At 58.9% G+C, this 25426-nt stretch carries 21 protein-coding genes and 3 pseudogenes; 16 read left to right on the top strand and 8 right to left on the bottom strand.

What is annotated here, in order from left to right:
* The first annotated feature begins 412 nt into the window (after window positions 1-412).
* The 6 genes from AC07VR_RS18665 (at window position 413) to AC07VR_RS18640 (ending at window position 5602) form a co-directional block, all read left to right on the top strand.
* Entirely contained in the window at window positions 413-1162 is a 750-nt protein-coding gene (locus AC07VR_RS18665) for a DJ-1/PfpI family protein (RefSeq protein ID WP_495012145.1), read from the top strand.
* A 115-nt stretch (window positions 1163-1277) separates the two neighbouring features.
* A complete protein-coding gene (locus AC07VR_RS18660; protein ID WP_495012144.1) occupies window positions 1278-3458 on the top strand; it encodes a multicopper oxidase family protein in 2181 nt (726 codons plus the stop codon).
* A gap of 16 nt (window positions 3459-3474) precedes the next feature.
* Window positions 3475-3900, top strand: a complete 426-nt coding sequence (locus AC07VR_RS18655) for a hypothetical protein (RefSeq protein ID WP_495012143.1) — start codon at window positions 3475-3477, stop codon at window positions 3898-3900.
* Window positions 3901-4033: 133 nt separating this feature from the next.
* Window positions 4034-4300 (top strand): hypothetical protein, encoded by a 267-nt coding sequence (locus AC07VR_RS18650; protein WP_495012142.1) that lies wholly within the window; start codon window positions 4034-4036, stop codon window positions 4298-4300.
* Window positions 4291-5067, top strand: a complete 777-nt coding sequence (locus AC07VR_RS18645; RefSeq protein WP_495012141.1) for a copper chaperone — start codon at window positions 4291-4293, stop codon at window positions 5065-5067. Before AC07VR_RS18650 ends, AC07VR_RS18645 begins: the two co-directional genes overlap by 10 nt.
* Before the next feature lie 31 nt (window positions 5068-5098).
* Window positions 5099-5602, top strand: a complete 504-nt coding sequence (locus tag AC07VR_RS18640) for a hypothetical protein (RefSeq protein WP_495012140.1) — start codon at window positions 5099-5101, stop codon at window positions 5600-5602.
* A 633-nt stretch (window positions 5603-6235) separates the two neighbouring features.
* Here the strand turns inward: AC07VR_RS18640 and AC07VR_RS18635 are convergent.
* Entirely contained in the window at window positions 6236-7150 is a 915-nt protein-coding gene (locus tag AC07VR_RS18635; protein ID WP_008154195.1) for a LysR substrate-binding domain-containing protein, read from the bottom strand.
* Window positions 7151-7348: 198 nt separating this feature from the next.
* On the opposite strand from AC07VR_RS18635, the gene AC07VR_RS18630 reads away from it, so the two are divergent.
* From AC07VR_RS18630 to AC07VR_RS18615, 4 genes are all read left to right on the top strand, one after another.
* A complete protein-coding gene (locus tag AC07VR_RS18630; RefSeq protein ID WP_495012139.1) occupies window positions 7349-8098 on the top strand; it encodes an SDR family NAD(P)-dependent oxidoreductase in 750 nt (249 codons plus the stop codon).
* A 97-nt stretch (window positions 8099-8195) separates the two neighbouring features.
* A complete protein-coding gene (locus AC07VR_RS18625) occupies window positions 8196-9494 on the top strand; it encodes an MFS transporter (protein ID WP_495001939.1) in 1299 nt (432 codons plus the stop codon).
* 17 nt (window positions 9495-9511) lie between these two features.
* Window positions 9512-10360 carry a transketolase gene (locus AC07VR_RS18620; RefSeq protein ID WP_495012138.1) on the top strand — a complete coding sequence of 283 codons (849 nt, stop codon included), beginning with the start codon at window positions 9512-9514 and terminating at the stop codon, window positions 10358-10360.
* Window positions 10357-11379 (top strand): transketolase family protein, encoded by a 1023-nt coding sequence (locus tag AC07VR_RS18615; RefSeq protein WP_495012137.1) that lies wholly within the window; start codon window positions 10357-10359, stop codon window positions 11377-11379. The genes AC07VR_RS18620 and AC07VR_RS18615 overlap by 4 nt, the downstream gene beginning before the upstream one ends.
* Window positions 11380-11546: 167 nt before the next feature.
* On the opposite strand, the gene AC07VR_RS18610 is transcribed toward AC07VR_RS18615, so the two are convergent.
* Window positions 11547-12101 carry a TetR/AcrR family transcriptional regulator gene (locus AC07VR_RS18610; protein ID WP_495012136.1) on the bottom strand — a complete coding sequence of 185 codons (555 nt, stop codon included), beginning with the start codon at window positions 12099-12101 and terminating at the stop codon, window positions 11547-11549.
* 178 nt (window positions 12102-12279) lie between these two features.
* On the opposite strand from AC07VR_RS18610, the gene AC07VR_RS18605 reads away from it, so the two are divergent.
* From AC07VR_RS18605 to AC07VR_RS18585, 5 genes are read left to right on the top strand one after another with little or no spacing between them, the layout of a single operon-like run.
* Window positions 12280-13434, top strand: a complete 1155-nt coding sequence (locus tag AC07VR_RS18605) for an efflux RND transporter periplasmic adaptor subunit (RefSeq protein WP_495012135.1) — start codon at window positions 12280-12282, stop codon at window positions 13432-13434.
* Window positions 13435-13458: 24 nt separating this feature from the next.
* The gene (locus AC07VR_RS18600) at window positions 13459-16593 is read left to right on the top strand and encodes a multidrug efflux RND transporter permease subunit (protein WP_495012134.1); all 3135 of its coding nucleotides are present in this window, start codon (window positions 13459-13461) and stop codon (window positions 16591-16593) included.
* A 4-nt stretch (window positions 16594-16597) separates the two neighbouring features.
* Entirely contained in the window at window positions 16598-18037 is a 1440-nt protein-coding gene (locus AC07VR_RS18595; RefSeq protein ID WP_495012133.1) for an efflux transporter outer membrane subunit, read from the top strand.
* 37 nt (window positions 18038-18074) lie between these two features.
* Window positions 18075-18773, top strand: coding sequence for a pentapeptide repeat-containing protein (locus AC07VR_RS18590; RefSeq protein ID WP_495012132.1), 699 nt, complete (start codon window positions 18075-18077; stop codon window positions 18771-18773).
* A 19-nt stretch (window positions 18774-18792) separates the two neighbouring features.
* Window positions 18793-19035, top strand: a complete 243-nt coding sequence (locus AC07VR_RS18585) for a TetR/AcrR family transcriptional regulator (protein ID WP_495012131.1) — start codon at window positions 18793-18795, stop codon at window positions 19033-19035.
* Here the strand turns inward: AC07VR_RS18585 and AC07VR_RS18580 are convergent.
* Window positions 19025-19951: a sugar ABC transporter substrate-binding protein gene (locus AC07VR_RS18580; protein ID WP_495012130.1), complete on the bottom strand. Its 927-nt coding sequence runs from the start codon at window positions 19949-19951 to the stop codon at window positions 19025-19027. The two genes, AC07VR_RS18585 and AC07VR_RS18580, sit on opposite strands and share 11 nt — an antisense overlap.
* Window positions 19952-20041: 90 nt before the next feature.
* Window positions 20042-20239: pseudogene (locus AC07VR_RS18575) on the bottom strand (fatty acid desaturase); the annotation flags it as partial.
* 182 nt (window positions 20240-20421) lie between these two features.
* Between AC07VR_RS18575 and AC07VR_RS18570 the strand changes: the two are divergent.
* Window positions 20422-20565, top strand: a pseudogene (locus AC07VR_RS18570) (LacI family DNA-binding transcriptional regulator); the annotation flags it as partial.
* On the opposite strand, the pseudogene AC07VR_RS18565 reads toward AC07VR_RS18570, so the two are convergent.
* The 4 genes and pseudogenes from AC07VR_RS18565 to AC07VR_RS18550 all read right to left on the bottom strand — a co-directional run.
* Window positions 20552-20773, bottom strand: a pseudogene (locus AC07VR_RS18565) (integrase arm-type DNA-binding domain-containing protein); the annotation flags it as partial. The pseudogenes AC07VR_RS18570 and AC07VR_RS18565 overlap by 14 nt on opposite strands.
* 614 nt (window positions 20774-21387) lie before the next feature.
* On the bottom strand, window positions 21388-24144 hold the full coding sequence (metC, locus tag AC07VR_RS18560; RefSeq protein WP_495012129.1) for a cystathionine beta-lyase: 2757 nt from the start codon (window positions 24142-24144) through the stop codon (window positions 21388-21390).
* Between the two features lie 24 nt (window positions 24145-24168).
* Window positions 24169-24825 (bottom strand): glutathione S-transferase N-terminal domain-containing protein, encoded by a 657-nt coding sequence (locus AC07VR_RS18555; protein ID WP_495012128.1) that lies wholly within the window; start codon window positions 24823-24825, stop codon window positions 24169-24171.
* Window positions 24822-25418: a cysteine dioxygenase family protein gene (locus tag AC07VR_RS18550; protein WP_495012127.1), complete on the bottom strand. Its 597-nt coding sequence runs from the start codon at window positions 25416-25418 to the stop codon at window positions 24822-24824. The genes AC07VR_RS18555 and AC07VR_RS18550 overlap by 4 nt, the downstream gene beginning before the upstream one ends.
* Between the last annotated feature and the right edge of the window lie 8 nt (window positions 25419-25426).

Below are 25426 nucleotides of genomic sequence, written 5' to 3'. Positions count from 1 at the left end.
ACGAACGCCAATACAGCACAGACCAGCGGCTCATATTGGTCGAAAACAGATGAGCGGCACCTGACGATTTCAGCCTTCGGGTCGGAAACCTCCGGTTACCCGTATAGGTTTTCGGCCTGAAACGGTCCTGCCGCGACCGCGAAAAACACCGCCCGAAATCCCCTCCTCGCTAATCACTACCTCACCCCCATAGATACCGCCAGCGTCGATCAGTACCACTCAGCACATGCCAACGAAAACGCCTTGCAGGTGGGCTGGCGTCAACTACGCTCCCCAGAAGCTGCCCTTGGGCATTGGTTTCAGGCAGCAGGACCTCCGGTTTTTCCGTCCGGGCATCGCAACGCTGATTAGCAGGACGCTATACACCTGACGACGCAAGCGCGTTCGCCGCGGTGTTCTCCAGGAGGGAGCCATGCCCGCACCAGGACAGTACTTGATTGCAATCCCGGTCTACGATGGCGTGGACTTGCTCGACGTCAGTGCCCCGTACGAGCTGTTCAACTGGATGGCCCGGATCGAACCGCAGCACAACCCCGCAGCACCACCCCGGGCAGTTCGGCTGATATCCCTTGATGGGCCGTCCATCACCACCCGGGACGGCCTGACGCTCGGCGGCGATTTACCGATTTTCGATCAACTCTCTGAATACATCAGCCTGCTGTGGATTCCCGGCGGCGAACCTGACGACTTACAACGCCTGATGGGCGATCCCCTGCGTATGAACTGGCTGTTGCGACAAGGCGAGGCCGCGAAATTTTCCGCCTCCGTCTGCGAGGGTGCATTGCTGGCTGCCGCGGCCGGCTTGCTGGACGGTTACAATGCGACGACTCATTGGGCCTTCATCGCCTGCCTGAAACTCTTCAGCCGCGTCAATGTGGTGGAAGGCTATCCGCGCTTCATCGTCGACAAACAACGCATCACCGGTGGCGGCATTTCGTCAGGGCTGGATGAGGCATTGGAAATTATCGCCATGATCTCCAGCGATATCGTTGCCCAAAAGGTGCAGTTGACCATCCAGTACAATCCCGACCCTCCTTTCACCAGCGGTGATCCTTCCGTCGCCCAGCCTCCGGTCTACACCCCTGGCGCCGGCAGCACGTGCGACTTTTCCGGCATGGCCGCGACCATCGCCAATGTGCTCAAGCGCAAAGGTTCTTCCTAGGAGTCGCGCAGCCACCGGAAGGTCGATGCCGGTTCCCATGTAAGTCAGTTGATCAAAGGACACACAGCCGTCGAGGCTGTCGCTCACATTCGCGCAATGGCGCAGGGAGAACAACATGACTTCGCTTCGTATAGTCCTGGCCGGGTTGATGGCCTGTACAACCTCCTCGGCAGCGCTCGCCGAACTCGCGGCCCAGCCTTTCCTCGCACCGCCCAGACTCCTTGAAAAGGGACCACCGGGCACACTGAAGGCGACCGAACTGGCCCTTCCGGAAACAGGTTGCAACCCGGCGGGCGACATCACCCGCGACGGTCAAACCGTCGAACTCAACCTGCAAGTGCAGAAACGCGAAAATTATATCTACAACCCGGGCAATCCCGACGGCGCCAAGGACAAGGTCAAGCTGCGTTCCTATGGAGGTTGCCTGTCGGGGCCGCTCATTGATGTGCAGCCAGGCAACACCCTGCGGGTGCACCTGGACAACCAGCTGGATAAAAACGATCCCAGTTGTCCGGGGGGAAGCGATCCGGCGAATGGTGGGGCGGGTTGCTTCAATACAATCAATCTGCATTACCACGGGATGCACGTCTCACCGTCGGGCAACAGCGACAACGTGCTGTTGAACATCGCCCCGCAAACCAAATTCGAATACGAAATCAACATCCCCACCGACCATCCTTCGGGCACCTTCTGGTACCACGCGCACCGGCATGGTTCCACGGCGCTGCAGGTCGCCAGCGGCGCCGCGGGCGCCCTGATTGTGCGCGGCGACCGACCCTACACCGGCGGCAAGCCAGGAGACATCGACACCATTCTCAAGGACGCTGCCGGGAAGCCCATCACCGAACAAGTCTTTCTGTTCCAGCAAATCCCGTATGCCTGTTTCGACGACAAGGGCGCCATCATTACGCAAAAGGATGGCACCTGGACGTGTCCCAGCGGCAAAACAGGTGTTGTAGAAAACTTCGATGCGCAACTTTCCTCGGCCACTGTCTGGGATGAGAGCGGTCGGTTCACCAGCATCAATGGCGTGGTGCAACCGACCCTCCAGGGCATTGCCGCAGGAGAAATCCAACGCTGGCGCTTCATTCACGGGGGTATCCACGACACCGTGAACCTGCAGATCGTGCCCATGAACACGACCAGCCCCAAAGCCAGTCTCGCGCTCAAAGGCGTGCTCAGCGGTACACCGAAGGAACAGGCTGCGCTGATCGCCGACCTGTGCCCGGTGACCGTGCCCGATTCCAGCAAACCGGTCGAGCTCGTCCCTCAATTCGAGATCGCCGCCGACGGACTCACGCGCACCGCTATTCGCCCCATCGGAGTGAACAAAAAGAGCGTCAGCGGTGGCATCGGCAGCAACTTCCTGCAACCCGGTTATCGCAGTGATGTGTTGCTGATGTTCCCCCGCGACGGCACCTACTGTGTGCTGAACCAGGCGGCCACGCCCGCAGAACGCGCCAATGCCGGCCCCAATGGAGGCCCGGGCGGCCAGGGCCCGAACGAAACCCAATTGTTGGCGACGGTGATCGTCTCTGGCGGCAAGGTCGTGACCGACGATCCGCAAAGCTATATCCAGCAGGCGCTCTACGATGCCAACAAAACGGACCCATCGCTGCCCGCCGCCGCCCTCGAAGGATTGCGCAGCGGCAATCTGAACCCTTGGCGCGGAATGGACAACCTCAAGGATGCGGTGGTCAACAACGACATCCAGAAGGTTGACTTCTTCATCGGCAATCCACCATTCCCGCCCTCACCGCCTGCCACCCCGCCGACAAAACCGGGAGATCCGTGGACAGGCGCGTTCGGCTTCTTCATCAACTACAAGTCCTATGACCCGGACCGCATCGACTTCACTCGCCAGGTCAACACCACCGACGACTGGGTGCTGAGCTCGCAGGGCGAACCCCACATCTTTCACATTCACGTCAACCCGTTCCAAGTGATGGACGTGCTCTACGCCAAGCCCGGCGAGAAACCCAAAAGTATCTTCGGCCCCAATGGCGAGTGCCTGGTTCCGGCCGACGAACTGGGCCTGCAAAACCAATACTGCGGGATGTGGCACGAATTCAAGGACACGATCTTTGTGCAGAACGATTACCAGGTACTGGTGCGCACGCACTACGACCGTTACATCGGCGAGTTCGTCATCCACTGCCACATCCTCGACCACGAAGACGGCGGCATGATGACCAATATCCAGATCGTTCCAGACCTCAATGCCGCTGGCGGCGGCATTGGTATGGCAGGTATGAAGCACGCATCGAATCAACACTCAGATTCCAAGCAACACTGATAAGGAGATGTCAGTAATGAACAATCCCTTTGCAGGAAAATGGACTTATAGGAGCTTTCTCAACAACCCTGCGTTGACAGACGGTGACCCGGAAAAACTGGCGAACCTGTTGTTCGCGGAAGGCGTGTGGACAGTGGAGGACACCTTCAACGGGACATTCATCGGCGAACTCGGTTTCGGGTCGAACGCCGTCATGGACTTGAAGGGGGTCATCACCCCCGCCCACAACGGTGTTCCAGACCACGTACACATTGAGGGCAGCGGACGGCCGGGGACCTCGACACAAGACTACTTCTACGATTATGACGGATCGCTGACGGAGCGCTGGCCGAACGGAGTGAATCAGGTTCCGGCCATCACTGGATCGGTCATCCGCATGAAGCCTCACAACGGCGCGCCAGCTGGACTGGTCGCCTCGTTCATCGCCATCAAGGCAACCTAGGCGCTGCTGGTCGGGATACTACCGAGTCGCCAGGGCATTTCGAGCAACGTGCATGCGTTGAGCACGAGCACGCTGGCGACCAGGATCCGGTCCACTGGAACTTTTGTTTGTTATTGACGACAAGGAGTCGGGCATGACAATGACCTCCACCACAGCGCCTATCACCAACCCTGCCTGGTATGGGCAGATCCGCGATATGTTCACCTCCGAAGACCGGGAGCACACGGCCAGGCAAGGCCTCGACCTGGCCAGCTACGACGCGGTGATGAACCTCGCCGGCAACATCTACCAACAAGTGGCGGCGGGCAACATGCCGCTGCGACCCTGGTCCCCTGACTGGGAGGGTAAGCGTTCTCACGCGAAGTGGTGTCGTGAGTTGAGAGCGACATCATGCGGCTAGGCCCAGTTCTACGCAGTTTTACTTACGACCCCTGGCCATTGCTTTTTGCCACGGCGGGACTCGGCCTGGCCCTTTGCGCTTACAACGAGGTGAACACAGAAGGTCCCGCGTTTTGCGTGGCCGCGAATGGGCTATCGATCATCACGAGTTGGCCCGCGGCGCTGCAAGCTGAGCTCGCACTCAACCCGCTCCATCGAATTCTGGCGGGTTGGGCCTTGATGCTTTTGGCCATGATGCCACCCCTTCTGGCGATGCCACTCATGCATGTCTGGCGCTCTAGCCTGCCAAGCAGGCGAATACGAGCGTCAGTCGGGTTCCTGCTCGGTTACTGTGCGCTATGGATGGCTGTTGGCCCCATTCTGACAGCCCTAGCGTTGTTGCTACAGATTGCTGTCATAAAAAACGCCCTGGCCGTGGCACTGCTGATCGCGATGCTATGGAGCGCAAGCCCGTGGCACCGTGCAGCACTCAATCGGGGCCATCTACTGCGCCGAATAGGTATGTTCGGCTGGGCTGCCGACAGGGATTGTCTGATATTCGGCATGACACATGGCGTCTTTTGTATCGTTTCGTGCTGGGCCTGGATGTTCGTGCCGCTTGTTAGCGGGGCATGGCACATTCCGATGATGCTGTTCGCAGGCGCCACCATGCTGGCTGAACGACTCACGCCTCCTGGGCCGCCGCGTTGGTGCTGGCACCCGTTTTTTTTACCGGTTCACCTTTACACCCTCCTCACTAAGCGCAATGCGGAGGGTCCCCATGGTTAGGCGTGCTTGTCTGGCAATCGGAGTGAGCACGGTGACTTCTGTCCTAAACCTGGCCATGCGCTTCGCGTATCTGGACGGAGCCATTTTCGCGGCCCGTTCAATGGGTGAATGGGCGCTACGCAAGGGTTTCGGCGCCGACAACATAAGAGTCGTCGACGACGGTCCCACCGGCGGCATCGAGAATCCAGTCACACGCGAACGGGTGCAGGTGGCAGTCGATGAGTTGTTTCCGGTGGGCGCCGAGGTCGTTGACCAGTTGATCCTGGCATTTTGCGGTCATGGACTCACCGATACGAATATCGGCTCAATCTCATGGCTGTTCAGCGATGGACTTGCCCCTACAAACTCCGTCTCGTATGGATTGAGGAGATTTGTACAGCTTTCAATGACGCAGGCACCACGAAAAAACCGATCTGCCAAGCACCGGATTGATGTACTGGAAAATGTACCCATTGGGGCTAATGCCAGTCAGTTAAGACATTACGCGAACCGTAGCAGCTGGCGAAGCCTGCGTCCGGCTGCGCAGCAGTCGTAATACAGTCACTGCGGTATTCCAGACAAATCGTGGAAGCAGGATTTGCGACGGCTTCGCCGCCGGACGCAGGCTTCGCCAGCTGCTACGGGGGACAGTGCTGAACCTGAAACTCTTTAACTGACTGGCGTTACCCATTGGGGCTGGATTTTAGTGTTTTCAGAGGATGTAGCGGGAAAATCAAAGAAAGACTTTTCTTTGGACGAAAAAAAATGGACCTCTTTTCAGAGATCCATTTTTTAATGCCTGGAGCGGGAAACGAGACTCGCATCTGGTGTCCGACCCATTGAAATCTAAAGGTTTTTTAATATTCCCTCAGCAGGAATGGACTCATTTTTGGACTTGTTCGGAGGGCATGTCAAGAACGAGAAGAACATAAGTCCAAGTCGCGCTACCGAGTGCTTTCTACAGCCACGTGGAGAAGCAGCTATCAGGCCGCGGGTATCATTTTCCGCAGGATTGCCGCGATGGCCGGAGGTGCGTCGATCAGATGTGTTCTCTCGTTTATCGTGGCGATTCAGAAACGACAGCGCCCGGTCGAACACCACTCCAAATATCGAACGCCGCAAAAGCGGCCTCGCCGTCGATGGACTCTTGATGACCATGGTATCGGAGCTCCCCGCACCTAACTGACAGTCAATAACTGAAATCATGCCCCAACTCTTTCTGCATCCATTCCAGGAATCGTCTGACCCGAGGAAAGTTTGAGTGGGCCCTTGGGAAAACCAAATGGTGTGCAGTAATCGAAGCGCTCAGCTCCGGTGCTACCTCTACCAAAGCACCGCGCGCGAGATAATCCTGCGCCAGCAATGTGCTTTCCAAAGCAAAGCCAAGCCCGTGGCTGGCGGCCTCCAATGTCATGTAAGACCGGTCGAAGCTCAGCGAATAGGGTTTTTCTGGACGTGACAAGCCATGTTGCGCAAACAGCTGTGGCCACTTGATCAGCGTGGCCTCCGAAAGGATCAGATTGCTGTCCAGCAGATCCGCGACCATTCGGATCGGGTGCTTTTCCAACAGTTTCGGGGACGCCATCACCGCAATTTTTTCATCACGTATCGTTCGCACTTCGAAGCTCGGCCAATTGGGCATCCCATGGCGGATGTCGACATCGATCTTGTCTCGACTGAAGTGCAGTGATTCGTAGGAACACGAGAGGTTGAGCTGAATATCGGGATGGCTCTGGCGAAACTGCTCCAGACGCGGCATCAGCCATAACAGGCCAAAACTGGGCGACGAGTGCAATCGCAGACAATCAAGGCTGACATCACTGGCGGCGCGCTCGGTCGCCACGGCGAGACTGTGCAGGATGCCAGAAACCTCAGTGAGGTATTGCTCGCCGATCGGGGTCAGCGTCACGCCTCTGGCCGTTCTGAAAAATAACTGTCGACCGATCATCGCCTCCAGTTTGGCCAACTGGTGGCTGACCGCCGAGGGTGTCAGGTCGAGCAACTCAGCCGCGCGCGCTACATTGCCGAAGCGGGCGGTCTGTTCAAAGGCCTGAATGGCTTTCAGGGGTGGCAGTATCGCAGGTGCATCGCCGGGTGAACGCATGATTATTGTTATTCCGCTGCAAGTGGCATAGGCCGGGCGTTCACCTATTCAACCATCCGATCATTTCATTGGCGAGTGCTGAATTTTTTTCAGCATCCAGTGAAGTTCACGTTATTGCTCAAGGCGGGCCTGGGGAACAAGCTGAGTCATCGATTCGATTCGGATCGACCCAATAACAACAATCAGAGGTACCCTCCCATGCTTCTTCAAGGCAAGGTCGCGATCATCACCGGTGCAGCTTCAGCACGTGGCATTGGCCGGGCAACAGCGATCACTTTCGCGCAACAAGGCGCCCACGTCGTGATACTGGATCTGGATGAATCCGCCGCACGTGATGCCGCAGCTTCCCTGGGCGAAGGCCATCTCGGGCTCGCAGCCAACGTCGCTGACGAATCGCAAGTTCAACAGGCAGTCGCCAAAATCATCGAGCATTTCGGCCGCATCGATATTCTCGTCAACAACGCCGGCATCACCCAACCACTCAAGACCCTGGACATCCGCCCTGCCGATTACGACAAGGTGCTGGACGTCAGCCTGCGCGGCACCCTGCTCATGTCACAGGCAGTGATTCCAACCATGCGTCAACAGTCCTCCGGCAGCATCGTGTGCATGTCGTCCGTTTCCGCTCAACGGGGCGGTGGCATTTTCGGTGGCCCTCATTACAGTGCCGCCAAAGCGGGCGTGTTGGGTCTAGCCAAAGCCATGGCACGCGAACTGGGGCCGGACAAGGTACGGGTCAACTCAATCGCCCCCGGTTTAATTCACACCGATATCACCGGTGGCTTGATGCAGGACGAACGCCGGCACGCGATCATCGACGGCATCCCGCTGGGACGTCTGGGTGAAGCCCAGGACGTGGCCAATGCCGCCTTGTTCCTGGCCAGCGACCTGTCCTCCTACCTGACCGGCATCACTCTGGATGTGAACGGCGGAATGCTGATTCACTGAGCACACCTGGCGGGCCTCGCGGCCCGTGCGGTTCTGGATCGACGATGCAGCCGGGCCTTATGGCTTGGCGATCAATAAAAACAAGAGATCAGACCTCATGACAACCCTGTCGCTCGAAGCGGTTTCGACCGTGCGCTCCAACGCCTACCGTAAAACCGCGTGGCGCCTGATGCCTTTTCTGATGCTGTGCTACCTGTGCGCTTACCTTGATCGGGTCAACGTCGGCTTTGCGAAGTTGCAGATGATGAACGATCTGTCGCTCAGCGAAACGGTCTACGGACTGGGCGCGGGCATGTTCTTCATTGGGTATTTCCTGTGCGAAGTGCCGAGCAACATCATTCTGCATCGGGTGGGTGCGCGCATCTGGATTGCGCGGATCATGATCACCTGGGGCATCGTGTCTGCCCTGTTCGCCTTCGTCGAAACCGCCTGGCAATTCTATGCACTGCGCTTTCTGCTCGGCATTGCCGAAGCTGGTCTGGCGCCTGGACTGTTGCTGTATTTGACCTACTGGTTTCCGTCCTACCGTCGCGCCCGTATGACCGTGCTGTGGTTTATCGCCATTCCGCTCTCCGGGATGGTGGGCGGGCCCCTCTCCGGCTGGATCATGAACCATTTCGCCGGTATGCATGGCTGGGCTGGATGGCAGTGGATGTTTGCCCTGGAAGCCGTTCCCACTGTCGTGGTCGGATTGCTGGTGCTGAGCTACCTCAAAGACGGCGTGCATCAAGCCACCTGGCTCGACGACGAAGAGAAAGCACTCATCAGCCGGGAGCTGGCCGAGGATGAGGGCAAGAAGGTTACCCACGCCTCCCCTGGTGCATTCATCCGTGATCGGCGTCTCTGGTTGCTCGCCGCCATCTACTTCTGCGTGGTGATGGGGCAATACGCAATCACCTTCTGGCTGCCGACCCTGGTGCGTAACGCAGGGGTTTCCGATCCGCTGAAAATCGGCCTGCTGACCAGCCTGCCCTACCTCTGCGCGATTGTGGCCATGCTGTATGCCGGACGCAGTGGTGACAAACATCGCGAGCGCCGTTGGCATCTCATTGTACCGATGATCGCAGGTGCTATCGGGCTGAGCCTGGCGGCTCTAATGGGGGGAAATGTGACGCTCTCCATTCTCAGCCTTTGCCTGGCCGCTTCCGGAATTCTGTCCGCCACGTCGCTGTTCTGGATGCTACCCACCACGTTGCTGGGTGGCGTATCCGCTGCCGCAGGCATCGCGGCCGTCAACAGCTTCGCCAACCTCGCAGGCTTCTGCTCGCCTTATCTGATCGGCTGGGTCACCACCGTGACTGGTTCCAGCGCCATTGGCATGTATCTGATCACTGGCGTACTGGTCGGCGGCGCCTTGTTAGTGCTGCGCGTCCCCGCTGCCTTGGTCAACCGTTAAGTTAAAGGAGTTCACGCATGACGACTAACACATCACACCCCGGCTCTACAGACCTCGTGGACCGCGCCCACAACATTCGTCGCCACGCGCTGCGAATGGGCCAGGTTCAGGGACAGGGCTATGTCGGCCAGGCACTCGGCGCTGCCGATCTGCTGGCGGTGTCCTATTTCCACGCCCTGCGCTATCGGCCAGAAGACCCGGAATGGGAAGGCAGAGATCGCTTTTATCTGTCCATCGGTCACTACGCGATTGCGCTGTATGCGGCATTGATCGAAGCCGAAATCATTCCGCTGGAAGAACTGGAAACCTACGGATCGGACGACAGCCGCCTACCCATGTCGGGCATGGCCACCTACACCCCGGGAATGGAAATCACCGGAGGCTCACTCGGCCAGGGCTTGGGCATCGCGGTAGGTGCCTGCCTGGGCCTGAAGCGGAAAGGATCGCCCTCCTTCGTCTACAACCTGCTATCGGACGGCGAACTGAATGAAGGTTCGACCTGGGAAGCGGTGATGTCGGCGTCTCACTGGAAGCTCGACAACCTGATCGCGATTGTCGACGTCAACAACCAGCAAGCCGATGGTTACTCAAGTGAAATTCTGTCGTTCGAGCCGATCGTGGATCGCTGGCAGGCATTCGGTTGGTTCACCCAGCGCGTCGATGGCAATGACCTTGATGCATTGGTCAGCGCATTCGACGCCGCCCGCAGCCACCCTGGAACCCAACCACGCGTCATCATCTGCGATACCCGCATGGGCAAGGGCGTGCCGTTTCTGGAAACCCGCGAAAAGACACATTTCATCCGCGTGGAAGAACACGAATGGGATCTGGCGCTGAACAACCTTGAAGAAGGAAAAAACCAATGAGTAACGCAGCCAACACTCCGACCTCGACGGGCGAACCGGCAAAAAAACGCCTCACCACCTCGGCGATGATCGCCTCGATCGCCTCCGAAGGCCAAGCCACCAAGTCGGCACCTTTCGGGCATGCGTTAGCCGCGCTGGCGGATCAGCGTCCGGATATCGTCGGCATGTCCGCCGACTTGTCCAAGTACACCGACCTGCACATCTTCGCCAAGGCGCATCCAGATCGCTTCTATCAAATGGGCATGGCTGAGCAACTGCTGATGAGTGCGGCGGCGGGGATGGCTCGGGAGGGCTTCGTTCCCTTCGCCACAACCTACGCGGTTTTCGCCTCCCGTCGCGCCTACGACTTCATCTGCATGGCGATTGCCGAGGAAAACCTCAACGTCAAAATCGTCTGTGGATTGCCTGGCCTCACGACCGGCTACGGCCCAAGCCACCAGGCCACAGACGACTTGGCGATCTTCCGCGCCATGCCCAACCTGATGATCGTCGACCCGTGCGATGCATTGGAAATCGAACAGGCAGTGCCGGCCATTGCCGCGCATCAAGGGCCCGTCTACATGCGTTTGCTACGCGGGAATGTGCCGCTGGTGCTGGATGAATACGGCTACAAATTCGAGATCGGCAAGGCCAAGACCATTCGCACCGGCAACGATGTTTTGATCATCTCCACGGGTTTGATGACGATGCGCGCACTGGAAGCGGCCAAACAGCTGCAGGCTGACGGAATTGATGTCGCCGTGTTGCACGTGCCGACAATCAAACCACTGGATGAACAGACCATTCTTGCCGAAGCGAGAAAAACCGGTCGATTGGTAGTGACCGCAGAGAACCACTCCATTATCGGTGGGCTAGGTGAAGCCGTTGCCGGGGTATTACTGCGCAATGGGGTGACACCAACCTTCAGGCAAATCGCCTTGCCTGATGCGTTTCTGGATGCGGGTGCATTACCGACGCTGCATGATCGCTACGGCATTTCGACTCAGGCTGTCAGCGCCCAAATCAAAGCCTGGCTTTGACCGCAGACACCAGCAGCACCCACAACATCAGACTCAATCGAACGGTTTGAAAACCTGAATCTGCGCCCAGATAGCGGCCTATGGAGACAGCGGTCGCTATTCATATACGTGCAAGTCCCCTGCCCCGCGAGCATCGACACCGCAGCATCGGTTCCGAGGCCAAGCCTTTAACGGCTGGTAGCGCCCTGCAGAAAAAACTGCATGACCTGCGGCGCCATACCCACCCGGGCAACCCGCCCGCGCCGTTCTGCATCAACAAATCCGTAAATGATCGAGGCAAACATCTCTGTCAGCACCTGGGCATTAATGTCGATGCGAAACACCCCTTCGCGCTGACCGCGCAGGAAGAAATTGTCCAGCGCGTCCGAATAAGGCTTCCAGCGACTGCCGCCTGCGCATTCATCCAGCGAATCAGGCCGCCACTGGAAGGCCAGGAAAGTCAGTAGTTCACGATGGGTCAAATGGTTTTCGATCAGGCGCTGGAGGGCCTCAAGAGGCGGTGCTTCCTGCAGGTTCGCGTTATCCATGACCTGATTGATCACAATAGAGCCGTAATTGAACAGCATCTCAATGAGATTGTTACGCGTGCCACAGAAGCGATTCAACGTGGCCTTGCTCACGCCTGCGGCTTCGGCGATGTCTTTGAACGTCCCTGCCGGGTGATCGACCATGGCAATCGCCAGGGCCTTCAACAGTTTCTCGTTCGCTGCGGATAAATCCATTAGGCGTTTCTTCGATTATCAGAATGACGTGCGGGCCATTGTCCAGAAATTGCCCAGCTTCTCAAGCACAACGACGAAGCCGCTCACAAAAGAACCAAATGAGTCAATATTGACTCATTTGACAAAACAAACAATCATTCGCATCTTTAGCAGCTAACGGGCCTGGCCCAGGTGAAAGATGAGTACGTCGCGCAGATGGCAAGTGGTTCCGGTACTCCCTTTATTGGCCGCATTGAGCCTGGCAGGTTGTGAACAGCCGCCGCAGGGTTGGGGCGGACCCGGGGGGCCGCGTGAAGTCGAATCCATGACAGTTAGCAGCGAACCACTGACCCTGATCGCACAATTGCCGGGACGTGTAGAGCCGGTGCGCGTTGCTGAAGTGCGCGCACGGGTAGCGGGCATCGTGCTGGCTCGGCATTTCGAGGAGGGCGCGGATGTCAAAGCCGGTGATCTGCTGTTTCAGATCGACCCGGCGCCGTTCAAGGCAGCGCTTTCGCGGGCTCAGGGCGAGCTGGCCAAGACCGATGCGGCGCTCTTCCAGGCCCAGGCGACCGTCAAGCGTTACGAACCACTGGTCAAGATCGAGGCGGTAAGCCAGCAAGACTTCGATACCGCCAAAGCGGCCCTGCAAAGCGCCCTGGCAGCCAAGCGCTCGGCCCAGGCCGATATCGAAACAGCCAGGCTGAATCTGAGCTACTCCACGGTCAAAGCCCCTATCGCCGGGCGCATAGGCCGAGCCCTGGTCACCGAGGGTGCATTGGTCGGTCAAGGCGACGCGACCATGATGGCGCGCATCCAGCAGCTGGACCCGATCTACGTCGACTTCACCCAACCCGTGGCCGATGCCTTGCGCATGCGCGCCGCCATCGAACAGGGACGCCTTACCGGCAACGCTGAAACCCCGTTGACCCTGAGCGTCGAAGGCTCAGAGCACCAGAGTCAGGGCGAGCTGCTGTTCTCCGATATCGCCGTGGACCGCGCCACCGGCCAGATCTCCCTGCGCGGGCGCTTCGCCAACTCGGAAGCGGTGCTGCTGCCGGGCATGTACGTGCGCGTCAGTGCTCCGCAAGGCCTGGACAAGGCCGCCATCCTGATACCGCAACGCGCTGTGCAGCGTTCTGCAGATGGTCAGGCACGAGTGCTGGTCATCGGCCAAGACCAAACAGTCGAAGCCAAACCGGTGAACACCGGCGCCATGCAGGACTCACGCTGGCAGATCACCAAGGGATTGGCCGTGGGCGACCAGATCATCACCGGCGCAATGAGCGGCATCAATCCTGGTGACAAAGTCATTCCCAAATCGCTGACCACCCAACAGGCCAAGATCCAGTAAGGGCCTAGCGCTCGAGGAAACGAGATGTCTCTGTTCTTTATCCGACGCCCGAATTTTGCCTGGGTCGTCGCGCTGTTCATCATGCTCGCCGGTTTGCTGGTCATCCCCTTGCTACCGGTGTCCCAGTACCCGGTCGTCGCGCCACCGCAGATCACCATTACCGCCAACTACCCGGGCGCCTCGGCGAAGGTCCTGGTGGATTCGGTCACCAGCGTCATTGAGGAGGAACTCAATGGCGCCAAGGGCCTGCTCTATTACGAGTCCACCAGCAACTCCAACGGTACCGGCGAGATCGTCGTGACCTTCGAGCCCGGGACCAGCCCACCGCTGGCCCAGGTCGACGTCCAGAACCGGATAAAAAAAGCCGAGGCCCGCCTGCCCAAGGCTGTGCTCGATCTGGGCCTGCAGGTCGAGCAAGCCAGTTCCGGCTTCCTGATGATTTACACCCTGAGTTACAAAGGCGACAGCGCAGGCAAAGACACCGTGGCCCTCGCCGACTACGCCGCGCGCAACGTCAACAATGAAATCAGTCGCGTCAACGGTGTCGGTCGGCTGCAGTTTTTCGCGGCTGAAGCCGCCATGCGGGTCTGGATCGACCCGCAGAAACTGATCGGTTACGGGCTGTCCATCGACGATGTGAATGCGGCGATCCGCACGCAGAACGTCCAGGTACCGGCCGGCAGTTTTGGCAGCACTCCCGGCTCGTCACAACAGGAGCTGACCGCGACCCTGGCGGTCAAGGGTACCTTGGACAACCCAGAGGAGTTCGGCCGTATCGTCCTGCGGGCCAAACAGGACGGCTCGACTGTGCGCCTGGCCGATGTGGCACGCATCGCCGTGGGCAGTCAAAGCTACAACTTCGAGTCGCGCCTCAACGGCAAGCCTGCCGTTGCCGCCGCGGTGCAACTCGCCCCCGGCGCCAATGCCATTGCAACCGTGGCGGCAGTCAAACAACGCCTGAACGAACTGTCAGTCAACCTGCCCAGCGATGCCGAGTTCTCCGTTCCCTACGACACCTCGCGCTTCGTCGACGTGGCCATCGAAAAAGTGATCTACACCCTGATCGAAGCCATGGTCCTGGTGTTTCTGGTGATGTTCCTGTTTCTGCAGAACATCCGCTACACGTTGATCCCGGGCATCGTGGTGCCGGTCTGTCTGCTGGGCACGCTGACCTTCATGTACTTGCTGGGTTTCTCGGTGAACATGATGACCATGTTCGGCATGGTGCTGGCCATCGGCATCCTGGTGGACGACGCCATAGTGGTCGTAGAGAACGTCGAGCGGATCATGGCCGAGGAAGGACTCAGCCCCGCTGCGGCGACGGTCAAGGCGATGGGCCAGGTGTCGGGCGCAATCATCGGTATCACCCTGGTCCTGTCGGCGGTGTTCATGCCGCTGGCCTTCATGTCCGGCTCGGTGGGCGTGATCTACCAGCAGTTTTCATTGTCGCTGGCGGTGTCCATTCTGTTTTCAGGCTTCCTGGCCCTCACCTTCACCCCTGCGCTGTGCGCCACTTTGCTCAAACCCGTTCCGACTGGTCATCACGAAAAGCGCGGTTTCTTCGGCGCGTTCAACCGTGGCTTCAATCGCCTCGCGCAGCGCTATGAGCGGCTCAACACCACGCTGGTCAAACGCACCGGGCGCTACATGTTGATCTATGCGGGCATCGTCGCCCTGCTGGGCTTTTTCTACCTGCGCCTGCCGGAATCCTTCGTCCCGGTGGAGGATCAGGGCTACCTGATCATTGATGTCCAGCTCCCTCCTGGCGCCACTCGAAACCGCACCGACCTGACGGCCCGAGAACTGGAACGCTACATGATGTCCCGGGACACCACAGCCTCGATGACCATGTTGCTGGGTTTCAGCTTTTCCGGTCAGGGCGAAAACGCCGGCATCGCCTTCCCGACGTTGAAGGATTGGTCGGAACGCGGAAAGGGGCAGTCAGCAGCGGATGAGGCGGCAGCCTTCAACCAACGGTTTGCCAGCCTGAATGACGGCACCGTCATGGCCGTGAGCCCGCCGCCGATCGAGGGTATGGGCACTTCCGGCGGATTCGCCCTGCGCCTGCAGGATCGCGCCGGACTCGGCCGAGAAGCCCTGCTGGCAGCGCGTGACCAGTTGCTGGGCAAGGCCAACGGCAATCCGAAGATTCTCTACACGATTATGGAAGGCCTGGCAGAAGCACCGCAGTTGCGCCTGGATATCGATCGGGAGAAGGCCCGAGCGCTAGGCGTGAGTTTCGATTCGATCAACAACGCTCTGTCAACGGCATTCGGCTCCACGGTGATCAATGACTTCGCCAATGCCGGGCGGCTGCAACGCGTGGTGGTGCAAGCCGAACAGGCCGCCCGCATGACGCCCGAAAGCGTGCTCAAGCTGTATGTCCCCAACGACAGCAACGCCTTGGTGCCGCTGAGCGCGTTTGTTTCTACCCGTTGGGAGGAAGGCGCGGTACAGATCGCCCGCTACAACGGCTATCCGGCCATCAAGATCGCCGGGGATGCGGCGCCCGGGGTCAGCACCGGTGAAGCCATGGCCGAGCTGGAGCGTCTGGCCGCCGAACTGCCAGCCGGCATAGGTTACGAATGGACGGGCCTGTCCTATCAGGAGAAGGTCGCCAGCGGCCAGGCCTTGATGGTCTTCGCTCTGGCCTTCCTGGTGGTGTTTCTGTTGCTGGTGGCGCTCTATGAGAGTTGGGCCATCCCGTTGACAGTAATGCTGATCGTGCCTGTCGGCGCCCTGGGCGCCGTGCTGGCCGTGACCGCCGTCGGCATGCCCAATGACGTCTACTTCAAGGTCGGCCTGATCACCATCATCGGCCTGGCGGCGAAAAACGCGATCTTGATTGTCGAGTTTGCCAAAGAACTGTGGGAGCAAGGCATGCCCGTACGCGAGGCGGCGATTCAGGCCGCGCGCCTGCGCTTTCGCCCCATCGTGATGACCTCCATGGCCTTTATCCTCGGCGTCGTGCCGCTGACCCTGGCCACCGGAGCCGGCGCTGCCAGTCAGCGGGCCATTGGCACCGGGGTGATTGGCGGCATGCTCAGCGCCACCTTGCTGGGGGTGATTTTCGTGCCGGTGTTTTTCGTCTGGGTGCTGTCCTGGCTGCAACGCAAACCCCAACCATCAATCTCTGGCGAAACCCGGACCACGGAGTAACCCCATGCAGTCGAATAACTTCCGCTGGTCCACCGTAGCGACACTGAGCGTCGTACTGGGGGGCTGCTCGCTGGCCCCTGATTACCAACGGCCCGAATCACCGGTTGCGGTGCAATGGAGCGACGCCGCGGCGCAAACGCCCGGCACCGCCGCCGTCGATGCCGACACCCTGAACTGGCAAGCCTTTATCGTCGACCCACAGCTGCGCCGGGCCGTGACGGCCGCCCTGGATAACAATCGCAGCCTGCGCCAGGCGCTGCTGGACATCGCCGCGGCGCGCGCCCAGTACCGGATCCAGCGCGCCGACCGAGTACCGTCGCTCAACGCAATCGCCAGCGGCAATCGCCAGCGCCTGCCCGGTGACCTTTCAACCACAGGCAACCCGCAGGTCAACAGCACTTATCAGGTCGGCCTTGGGCTGAGCGAGTTCGAGCTCGATCTGTTCGGTCGAGTGCGCAACCTGTCCGACGCGGCGCTGGAACAGTACCTCGCGACCGCAGAAGCAACACGTGGCACACAGATCGCCCTGGTGGCCGAAGTCACCCAGGCCTACTTGACCCGTGACGGCGCACAACGGCGCCTGGCACTTACCCGACAGACCCTGGAGACGCGCATGGCCTCGCTGGAACTGGTGACCCAGCGACGCAAGGCCGGCACCGCCACGGCACTGGACTATCAAGAGGCCCTGGGGCTGACCGAACAGGCCCGGGCCGAACTGGAGAGCACCGATCGAGAGCTGCGCCAGGCCGGTCATACCCTGCAACTGCTGATCGGTACACAGGATGCAGAGAGCTACCTGCCCGCCACACCTCAGGACGAGTTGCTGCTGGTGCAGGATATCGAACCCGGCACCTCTTCAACGCTGATTGAGCGGCGCCCGGACATCCTCGCCAGCGAACATCGACTCAGGGCGCGCAATGCGGATATCGGTGCCGCCAGGGCGGCGTTCTTCCCGCGTCTGTCACTGACCGGCTCGTTCGGTAGTTCCAGCAAGGAGTTGTCCGGCCTGTTCGACGGTGGCTCGAATGCCTGGACCTTTGCCCCGAGCCTGTCACTGCCGATCTTCGCCGGCGGGCGTAACCGTGCCGGCCTGGACCTGGCCAAGGTGCGCAAGGATTCGGCAGTGGCCAACTACGAAGGCACTATCCAGAACGCCTTCCGCGAGGTCGCCGACAGCCTCGCCGCCACCGACACGCTGCGCCGCGAGGAAGTCGCCCGCCAGGCACTGGCCGATTCCAGCCAAGAGGCACTGAAACTGGCCAAGGCCCGCTATGAAGGAGGAATGGATACCCATCTGCGCTACCTGGATGCCCAGCGCAGTGCCTTCAACGATCAATCCACATTGATTGTGGTCAGTACCGAGCGACAGATCGCACTGACCAATCTGTTCAAGAGCCTGGGCGGTGGATGGCGCGCCGATACGGCCGAAAATCGCAATTACTGAGCCCTGCCGCTGATCATCGAACACCCCAGGAGGGTCAATGCACACAGAAAGCAATTATCTGAAGATCGGTCCCGGCGAGCTCGACGCAACTTCTCTAGCGGAGTTGATCCAGGGGCAGTCCTTGCCCCTCTGGTTCACCGGCGTCGATTTCAGCGGTCAGGATCTGTCGCGGGTCAATCTGCAAGGCGCACGCTTCGAGCGCTGCCTCTTCGCAGGCAGCAATCTGACCGCGGCGAAGCTCGATAGCACCGAGTGGTTGAGTTGCCGAGCAGCACACGCGATGTTTCGCTCGGCAACATTGGTTGATGCCAGGTTCGTCAGCTCCGACCTGAACAATACCCAATGGCAGCACAGCAAGCTGGCTCACGCCTCCTTTGACGGCTGCAAGCTGACGGGCGCCAATTTCATTGACACCTCAACCCTGGGTTTAAGTTTTTCCGACTGCGTGCTGCGCAGCGCCTGCCTGTCCGGCCTTTCATTCTACAAATCGCAACTGCGAGGCCTCGACTTTGCCGACGCCGATCTGAGTTACTGCGACTTTCGTCATGCCGTCTTTCTTGAGGGGGGAAGCTTGTCGTTGGCTCGGGTCAATAATGCTCGCTTTGACCAGGCTGATTTGCGGGAGGCGAGTCTGGATGGACTGCGCCTTGTCGATGCGAAGATGTTCAAGAGCGCGATTATCTCCAAAAGCCAGGCGGCGATGCTGCTATCAGGTTTAGGCCTGACAGTGTTGTAGCGCGGCTCTGTCGTTTACATTGCTCATAGGAATTGAGCCGCTGGCAACCCACAGTCAGGCGGCGATCGAATTGTTCGAGCGTCAGGGTTTCCAAAACACCAAAGAACAGATCGCCAACCAGACCGGGGTCTTGGTGTCCGAGGTCTTCAAGTACTTCGGCAACAAGCAGGAAATCATGCTGGACATCCTGCGCGATGCCGACAAACTTGCACTCCAAGACCTTCGAAACCCTATCCAGTCAATGGACAATTCTAGTTATTAGTTAGCCGTTGAAATTCCGCAACATTCTCGGCTGTGATAAGGCGATAGGGAATAAACACACTTCGTTCAACTGCTTTTTTATCAATCATTTTTATGGCAGCCTCCAGAGCACCTTCTGATTGACCTCTAGCATCCTGGAATACGGATACCGTCATGAGGCCTCGTTGAATCGCGGCCAACCCGTCGGGAGTACCGTCAACCCCTCCAACAAAAACTTCCTTTACGCCTGATTGACGTAGTGCCATGGCCGCCCCAATCGCCATTTCATCGTTATTTGATAAAATCGCGTCAATTTTTTTACCGGCCACCAACCAATTATTTGTAATATCCATACCTTTTTCACGGAGCCAGGAACCGCTCTGTTCCTCGACTACATTAATATTCGGATACTTGGCAAGGACCTCCTTAAAACCAGCCGTACGACTGTGAGTCGCATTGTTGGCCAAGTCCCCCAACAAAATGGCCACTCGACCTTTGCCATCCAGCTTCTGAACCAAGAATTGCGCTTGCATTCTCCCAGACTCCTTGTCATCAGAGGTCACTGTTACTACGCCGTCAGGCAGCTTAGGCTTATCGGGTCTCCGGTTAAGGTAAATCAAAGGAATTCCAGCTTTGACGGCCGATTCAGTAATGGCGTCCGTGGCACCCGTATCCACCGGATTGACTATGACGGCATCGACTTTCTGGCTAATGAAGCTCTGAACCTGGTTTAATTGTTTGACCACGTCATTCCGTGCATCTTCAAACTGTAGATCCACCCCTTCCTTTTCGGCCCGACTGCTTAAATAATTTCGCAAGGCCGTAAGATAAGTATCATCAAATGTCGGCATACTGACACCGATTCTGAGCTCAGCCAGCACAGAAGTACTCATCAGCAGCAACATCGCAGAAGCCAGCACGCGAGACTTGATATGCATATTTACAACTCCTATTTTTATTGTTGGTGTTTGTACGTTATCAAAACAATTAGAGCGCAATAAAAAAGAGGCTATCGGGGGTATTTATCAGATCGCAGTGTCGTGCAAACCCGGGCCATCACGGCGCCGCATCAGTTCCTTGAGGCGTTTGCGCAGTAGCGCCGATTGATACCAGTGAGCCGATACCAGGCTTTTTTCCGCCGCTCGGGCGGCTTCGGGACCGGTCAATCGGTAGTCACGGGATAAAGGCTGGATGACATGTACAAAAGCCAGACTGGGTTCGGACATGTTCTTATTCTCCGCAAGCTTGATGGTTTCAGGCGCTTGCATGGATGTGGAATCACATCGCTGGAGAAAATATAGGGGACCGGGAAATTGCACTCAATCCCTTGCACCGATTCCCTATCAAGCTTTCATCCGGCCCCTATAGAGCTTGATAGTTTTCTATCAAGGCACTCCTGGGGCTCGCCATGAACAGGCGCACACGTCCCACCATCACGACCGTCGCCGAGCAGGCCGGCCTGAGTGTCGCGACCGTCGACCGGGTGTTCAACACCCGTGCCCCGGTCAATCCGCAAACCGCCGAGCGAGTGTTCCAGGCAGCCGAGGCAGTTGCGAGAGCGCGCTCCGGCGGCCTTCCTTCAGGCTCAGCCTGCGGAACTCGACCCACTGATTGAACACCGCTTCGAAGGTATGCTCTGCCACGCTACGAACAGCACGGCGTTGCTGTTTACGGTGCTCATAGGGATTGATGCCTTGGGCAACCAAGGCACGTGCCTCATCACGACGGATACGCGCTTCTTTGAGGCTGATTTGCGGCTTGCAGGTGTCTTGTAGCCGCTGCCGAAGGCTGCGCCAAGGTCCGAAGGACCTTCTTGCGAGAGCTCCGAAGGATCTTTCGCAGCCAAAAGCACGACCGCTTCGCGCTCGAGCGCAGCCTGTCGGCAGCGGCTACAGGATTTGCGCAGTCATCTGGTTTTCATGACTGACTAGTATTAGGCCAAAGCCTCTTTTCTCAATGCCAGACACAAATCACGCGCAAACAAAAACGCCACTCTATTGAGTGGCGTTTTTGTGAATCTTGGAGCGGGAAACGAGACTCTCATCTAGCGTCCGACCCATTGAAATCTATGGGGTTTCTTATATTCCTGAAGCAGGAACGGACTTGATTCTGGACTTGTTTTCAGGGTGTTTCAAGAGCAGAAGAGAGGTTGATTCCAAGCCACGTTACCGAGCTCTATCTACAGCCAATCGGAGGAGCAGTCATCAGGCGACGATATCAATTGCGCAGGATCAACCTGGGATGAGTCCTCACCGAAAATTCGCCAGCTGACGCCATGCCCTCCTCTCATTGGTCAATTCACAAATGGCTGCTATCGGCGCCTGAAAACTCTCCACCTGGCCATCTCTATTTTAGCTTTCGAGACACCTCTGGCTTACGTTGCGGCAGCGAACGCGCGCTTCAAATCCTCTATCAACGCCTCGACATCCTCAAGCCCGATGTGCAATCGCAGCACCGGATTCCATGGGCGATCCGCAGCACTGATGCGCTCCTTTATGTCGGCAACGGTGATCAGGCTTTCGTAGCCGCCCCAGGAGGCGCCGAGACCAAACAACTTGAGCGTATCGATGAATCGCTCGACGTAAGTGGCATCTGCGTCACGCAGTTCAAAGGACAGCAAACCGTTACTGCCATCGAAGTCCCGCTGCCACAGGGCGTGACCGGGGTGATCGGGCAAGGCCGGATGGAACACCCGTTTTACCTGTGGTTGTGCCTGCAGCCAATGAGCGATTTCCAACGCCTGGCGTTCGTGAACCTCCAGGCGTGGCGCCAGGGTTCGGGCACCGCGTAGCACCAGGTAGGCATCATCGGGGCTGACGCTGCTGCCGAAGGTGTCGCTCATGGACGCCAGCGGCTGCCAGACGTCTTGCCGGGTACAGACACTGCCCATGACCACATCGCTGTGGCCGCACAGGTATTTGGTCAAGGCCATGATGGAGATATCCGCGCCCAAGGCCAGTGGCCGGTACAGATAGCCCGAGCCCCAGGTGTTGTCCACTGCCAGCAAGATGCCCCGCGTTTTGCACAGCGCGGCGATGGCCGGCAAGTCGCAGAGTTCATACAGCAGTGAACCGGGCACTTCGGTGTAGACCATTTTGGTGTTGGCTTGCAGTTGCGCTTGCAAGCCGCTGCCGTCAGGCGCGAAATAGCTGATCTGAATGCCGAACGGCTCAAGAAACTCCCCGGCCAGGCGCCGTACTGGCGAGTACACCGCGTCAGTGATCAAGACGTGATCGCCTGGCCGCAAATAGGCCAGGAACGTCTGCGCGACCGCCGCCAGCCCGGTGCCGAACAAGCGGGTTCGATAACCGCCCTCCAGTTCAGTGACCAGGTCTTCCAGGGCGAAGGCCGTCGGATTGCCGCGGGCGCCATAACTCAGTACTCGCTCGCTATCACGGCGAGCACGGGCGTCACGCATTTGCGCCAGGTTGTCGAACAACACCGTGCTCAAACGAGTGACCGGCACGTTGACAGCTCGACTGCCACTGCCCTTCTCGGTACGCGCCGAATGGACCAGCCGGGTACGGACTCGCGCATCACGGGTTGCTTGAGGAAGCGCACGCAGCGGCTTGAGACTGGCGATTTCATCTTCGCTCATCTGCGCCAACAAGCCGACTTCCCAGGCCAGGTACTGACGCGCCGCGTCCTTGTTGCCGGCATGGCGGTCGTGGGTGAAGAACAGAAAATCGATGCACTGGCTGTCCGGCAGCGCATTGGCATCTTCCTGCAACACCAGGCCAGCCGAACGCCAGGCGCCGAGTCCGCCATCCAACAACCGGGCTTGCACGCGCTGAGCTTCGGGCAACTCCAGTGCCGCGAAAGCAGCCAACGCCGGATTATCGGCCAACAACACCAAGGGCCGCTGCTCACCGGCCACTTCGGCAGCCAGCAACGAACGGATCGACCAGCGCGACCCGGTGATGTGGCCTTTGCGATAGGCAATGCTCGGACGCAGATCAATCAGTACGACTGCATCATCCTTCAGCGCATCGGCCAAGGCCTGTGCCGTGATCAATGGCAGCGCCACGTGTGCGGCCGCCTCAAGCGCCAGCAATGCCAGACCGTTACTCACGCCCCCCGCCAGAACATAGGCCTCATGCCCCAACTGCCGCAGCCAACTGGCAACGATCGGTGCCCGCACGCCATCGCTGTCGATCAACACCAACCGCGCCTGACGCACGCCGATGTACAGATCGGTGGACTGAATCAACTGCCCACCCGGAGTGTGTTGTGCGCCCGACAAACTACCGGCGGCAAATTCCTCGGCGGTGCGCACATCGCACAGAAACAGGCTGCGTCCGGCTTCTTTGGCCCACTGTTCGACCTGAGCGGCCTCAACGGTTTTCACCCCGGCCCGTTCGGCCAGCCGTGTGGCAGCAAGACGCTGCCCCGATAATGTCCTCGATGACACCTCATCGGCATACCGTCGGGTGCTGCCATGCTCTAACTGAAAGTCTTCCAGGTACCAGCCCTGAGTACCATTTTCCAGGGCGTAGATCGGGTTCTTCAATCCCATATTGATCAACGTCTGGGCCCCGATAATGCTGCGGGTTCGACCGGCGCAATTGACCACAATCGGCGTGCTGTCGTCCGGCACCAGATCGTGCACGCGATACCCCAGCTCGCCGTTCGGGCAGCAGACAGAACCGGGAATGGTCATCTTGCGGTATTCATCGAACGGCCGACCGTCCAGCACCACCAGCGGTTCGCCACGGGCTTGCCATTCGGCCAGCTGTTGCGCGGTGACGTGGGGCGTATGGCTGGCCTCTTCCACCAATTCGCCAAAGGCCTTGGAGGGCACATGCACCCCGGCGAACAGCTGCAGTCCTGCTGCCTGCCAGCCGTCTGCACCGCCGTCGAGAATATGCACGCGGCCATACCCCAGCGCATGCAGACGCTGAGCCGAGCGCGCCGCAACTTCCCCGCCGTCCTGGTCATAGATCACCAGCCGTACCTGCGGATTCGGCGCCAGACGCCGGACCTCCAGCTCCAGACGGCTGTAGGGTAGATTCACCCCAAAAAACAGGTGGGCTTCGCCATATTGACCGTGCTCCCGCACGTCAAACAGGGCAATTTCCTGCCCGTCGAACAGCCATTGCTGCAGTTGCCCTGGAGTGATGGTCTGTCTCATGAGAATCCCGTCTGAAAAAATGTGTTATTGAAGCGCCAGAGAGCGCTCATTAGCGGCGATTTCACGGCCCTTGGCGTACGCGCGCTGAACGGCCTGGCGCGACTTGAGACGCTCGCGCCAGGCATGGATGTGCGGGTAGTCCGCCAAGTCCTGCCCCTGACGCAGCGGTTGAATCCACGGGAAAATCGCCATGTCGGCGATGGAGTATTCGCCCGCCACATACGCCGCTTCAGACAGGCGCTGCTCCAGCACGCCGTATAGGCGCGTCGCTTCGGCATTCAGCAAATCCAGCGCGAACGGAATCGGTTCCGGCGCCTTCTCCTTGAACAGCTGCAACTGGCTCAGGTACGGGGTGACATGCCCCACCTGCCAGAACAGCCATTCCTGAACCTTTTGCCGTTCGGCGCTGCCAGCGGTTGGCAAAAAACGCCCGGCCTTGTCGGCCAGGTAATTAAGAATGGCGCCGGACTCGAACAGGCTCAGCGGCTGGTCCAAACCCTCTGGCGCATGATCGACAATCGCCGGAATCCGCCCGTTGGCGCTGATGCGCTGGAACGCCGCCTGCTTCTGCTCGCCTTCGCGGATGTTGATTGGCAGCACGCGGTACTCAAGCCCGAGCTCTTCGAGCAGGATGCCGATCTTCAGGCCATTACCGGTCGGCCAGTAGTACAGATCGATCATGCGTAGGCCTTAATCGACGGCGCCATTTGCGAGGCGTTGTAATTGAGAATCCGGCCGTCGGTGTCAACACCGTAGCGGCCGTTGAGGGATTCCAGCGGCAAGCCGTAAAGGTGGAAATGCAGGGTCGCTTGCTCGCCTTCGACACGAATCCCATGCAGGTCATCGCCGAGAAACGAGATCGACGTGCCGGGTTGCACGATCACTTCTTTTTCCAGCTGCAAGGTGGTGAACCCAGGCTCGCGACCTTCATCGCTGCGACCGTAGACGTAGTTGATTTCCTGGCCTTCGACGGCGCTGATAATCGCCCAGGTTTCGTGGTTGTGCGGCAATGTGCTTTTGCCCGGCAACAGTGAGTTCAGGTACAGCGTCGGCGTGTCGCCATCGTCATTGAGGCGGTAGCGGAACGCGGTACTGCCCTGCCCCGGCACGGGTGCCGGGAACGCGTCAAAATTGAACAGGTCACGGCGCTCGGCCAGGTTTTCGAGCAAAGCGACGATTTCCACCAGCGCGGCGCGGTCGACGCCCCGTTGATTGATGACACGGATTTTCTTGAGGAAATCCTCGATGACGACGGCACGGTTATCGGTACTCATGAATTAGC

Source organism: Pseudomonas sp. GW821-FHT02H09, assembly GCF_059421425.1.
This window is presented reverse-complemented; position numbering and strand designations above follow the sequence as displayed.

What these genes read in the sequence shown, in the direction of transcription:
- AC07VR_RS18660 (WP_495012144.1), top strand. Translation starts at nt 1,278, where the DNA reads ATGACTTCGCTTCGTATAGTCCTGGCCGGGTTGATGGCCTGTACAACC.
- metC (WP_495012129.1), bottom strand. Translation starts at nt 24,144, where the DNA reads ATGAGACAGACCATCACTCCAGGGCAACTGCAGCAATGGCTGTTCGAC.
- AC07VR_RS18605 (WP_495012135.1), top strand. Translation starts at nt 12,280, where the DNA reads ATGAGTACGTCGCGCAGATGGCAAGTGGTTCCGGTACTCCCTTTATTG.
- AC07VR_RS18580 (WP_495012130.1), bottom strand. Translation starts at nt 19,951, where the DNA reads ATGCATATCAAGTCTCGCGTGCTGGCTTCTGCGATGTTGCTGCTGATG.
- AC07VR_RS18615 (WP_495012137.1), top strand. Translation starts at nt 10,357, where the DNA reads ATGAGTAACGCAGCCAACACTCCGACCTCGACGGGCGAACCGGCAAAA.
- AC07VR_RS18550 (WP_495012127.1), bottom strand. Translation starts at nt 25,418, where the DNA reads ATGAGTACCGATAACCGTGCCGTCGTCATCGAGGATTTCCTCAAGAAA.
- AC07VR_RS18590 (WP_495012132.1), top strand. Translation starts at nt 18,075, where the DNA reads ATGCACACAGAAAGCAATTATCTGAAGATCGGTCCCGGCGAGCTCGAC.
- AC07VR_RS18645 (WP_495012141.1), top strand. Translation starts at nt 4,291, where the DNA reads ATGCGGCTAGGCCCAGTTCTACGCAGTTTTACTTACGACCCCTGGCCA.
- AC07VR_RS18635 (WP_008154195.1), bottom strand. Translation starts at nt 7,150, where the DNA reads ATGCGTTCACCCGGCGATGCACCTGCGATACTGCCACCCCTGAAAGCC.
- AC07VR_RS18600 (WP_495012134.1), top strand. Translation starts at nt 13,459, where the DNA reads ATGTCTCTGTTCTTTATCCGACGCCCGAATTTTGCCTGGGTCGTCGCG.
- AC07VR_RS18665 (WP_495012145.1), top strand. Translation starts at nt 413, where the DNA reads ATGCCCGCACCAGGACAGTACTTGATTGCAATCCCGGTCTACGATGGC.
- AC07VR_RS18595 (WP_495012133.1), top strand. Translation starts at nt 16,598, where the DNA reads ATGCAGTCGAATAACTTCCGCTGGTCCACCGTAGCGACACTGAGCGTC.
- AC07VR_RS18555 (WP_495012128.1), bottom strand. Translation starts at nt 24,825, where the DNA reads ATGATCGATCTGTACTACTGGCCGACCGGTAATGGCCTGAAGATCGGC.
- AC07VR_RS18650 (WP_495012142.1), top strand. Translation starts at nt 4,034, where the DNA reads ATGACAATGACCTCCACCACAGCGCCTATCACCAACCCTGCCTGGTAT.
- AC07VR_RS18630 (WP_495012139.1), top strand. Translation starts at nt 7,349, where the DNA reads ATGCTTCTTCAAGGCAAGGTCGCGATCATCACCGGTGCAGCTTCAGCA.
- AC07VR_RS18610 (WP_495012136.1), bottom strand. Translation starts at nt 12,101, where the DNA reads ATGGATTTATCCGCAGCGAACGAGAAACTGTTGAAGGCCCTGGCGATT.
- AC07VR_RS18620 (WP_495012138.1), top strand. Translation starts at nt 9,512, where the DNA reads ATGACGACTAACACATCACACCCCGGCTCTACAGACCTCGTGGACCGC.
- AC07VR_RS18625 (WP_495001939.1), top strand. Translation starts at nt 8,196, where the DNA reads ATGACAACCCTGTCGCTCGAAGCGGTTTCGACCGTGCGCTCCAACGCC.
- AC07VR_RS18655 (WP_495012143.1), top strand. Translation starts at nt 3,475, where the DNA reads ATGAACAATCCCTTTGCAGGAAAATGGACTTATAGGAGCTTTCTCAAC.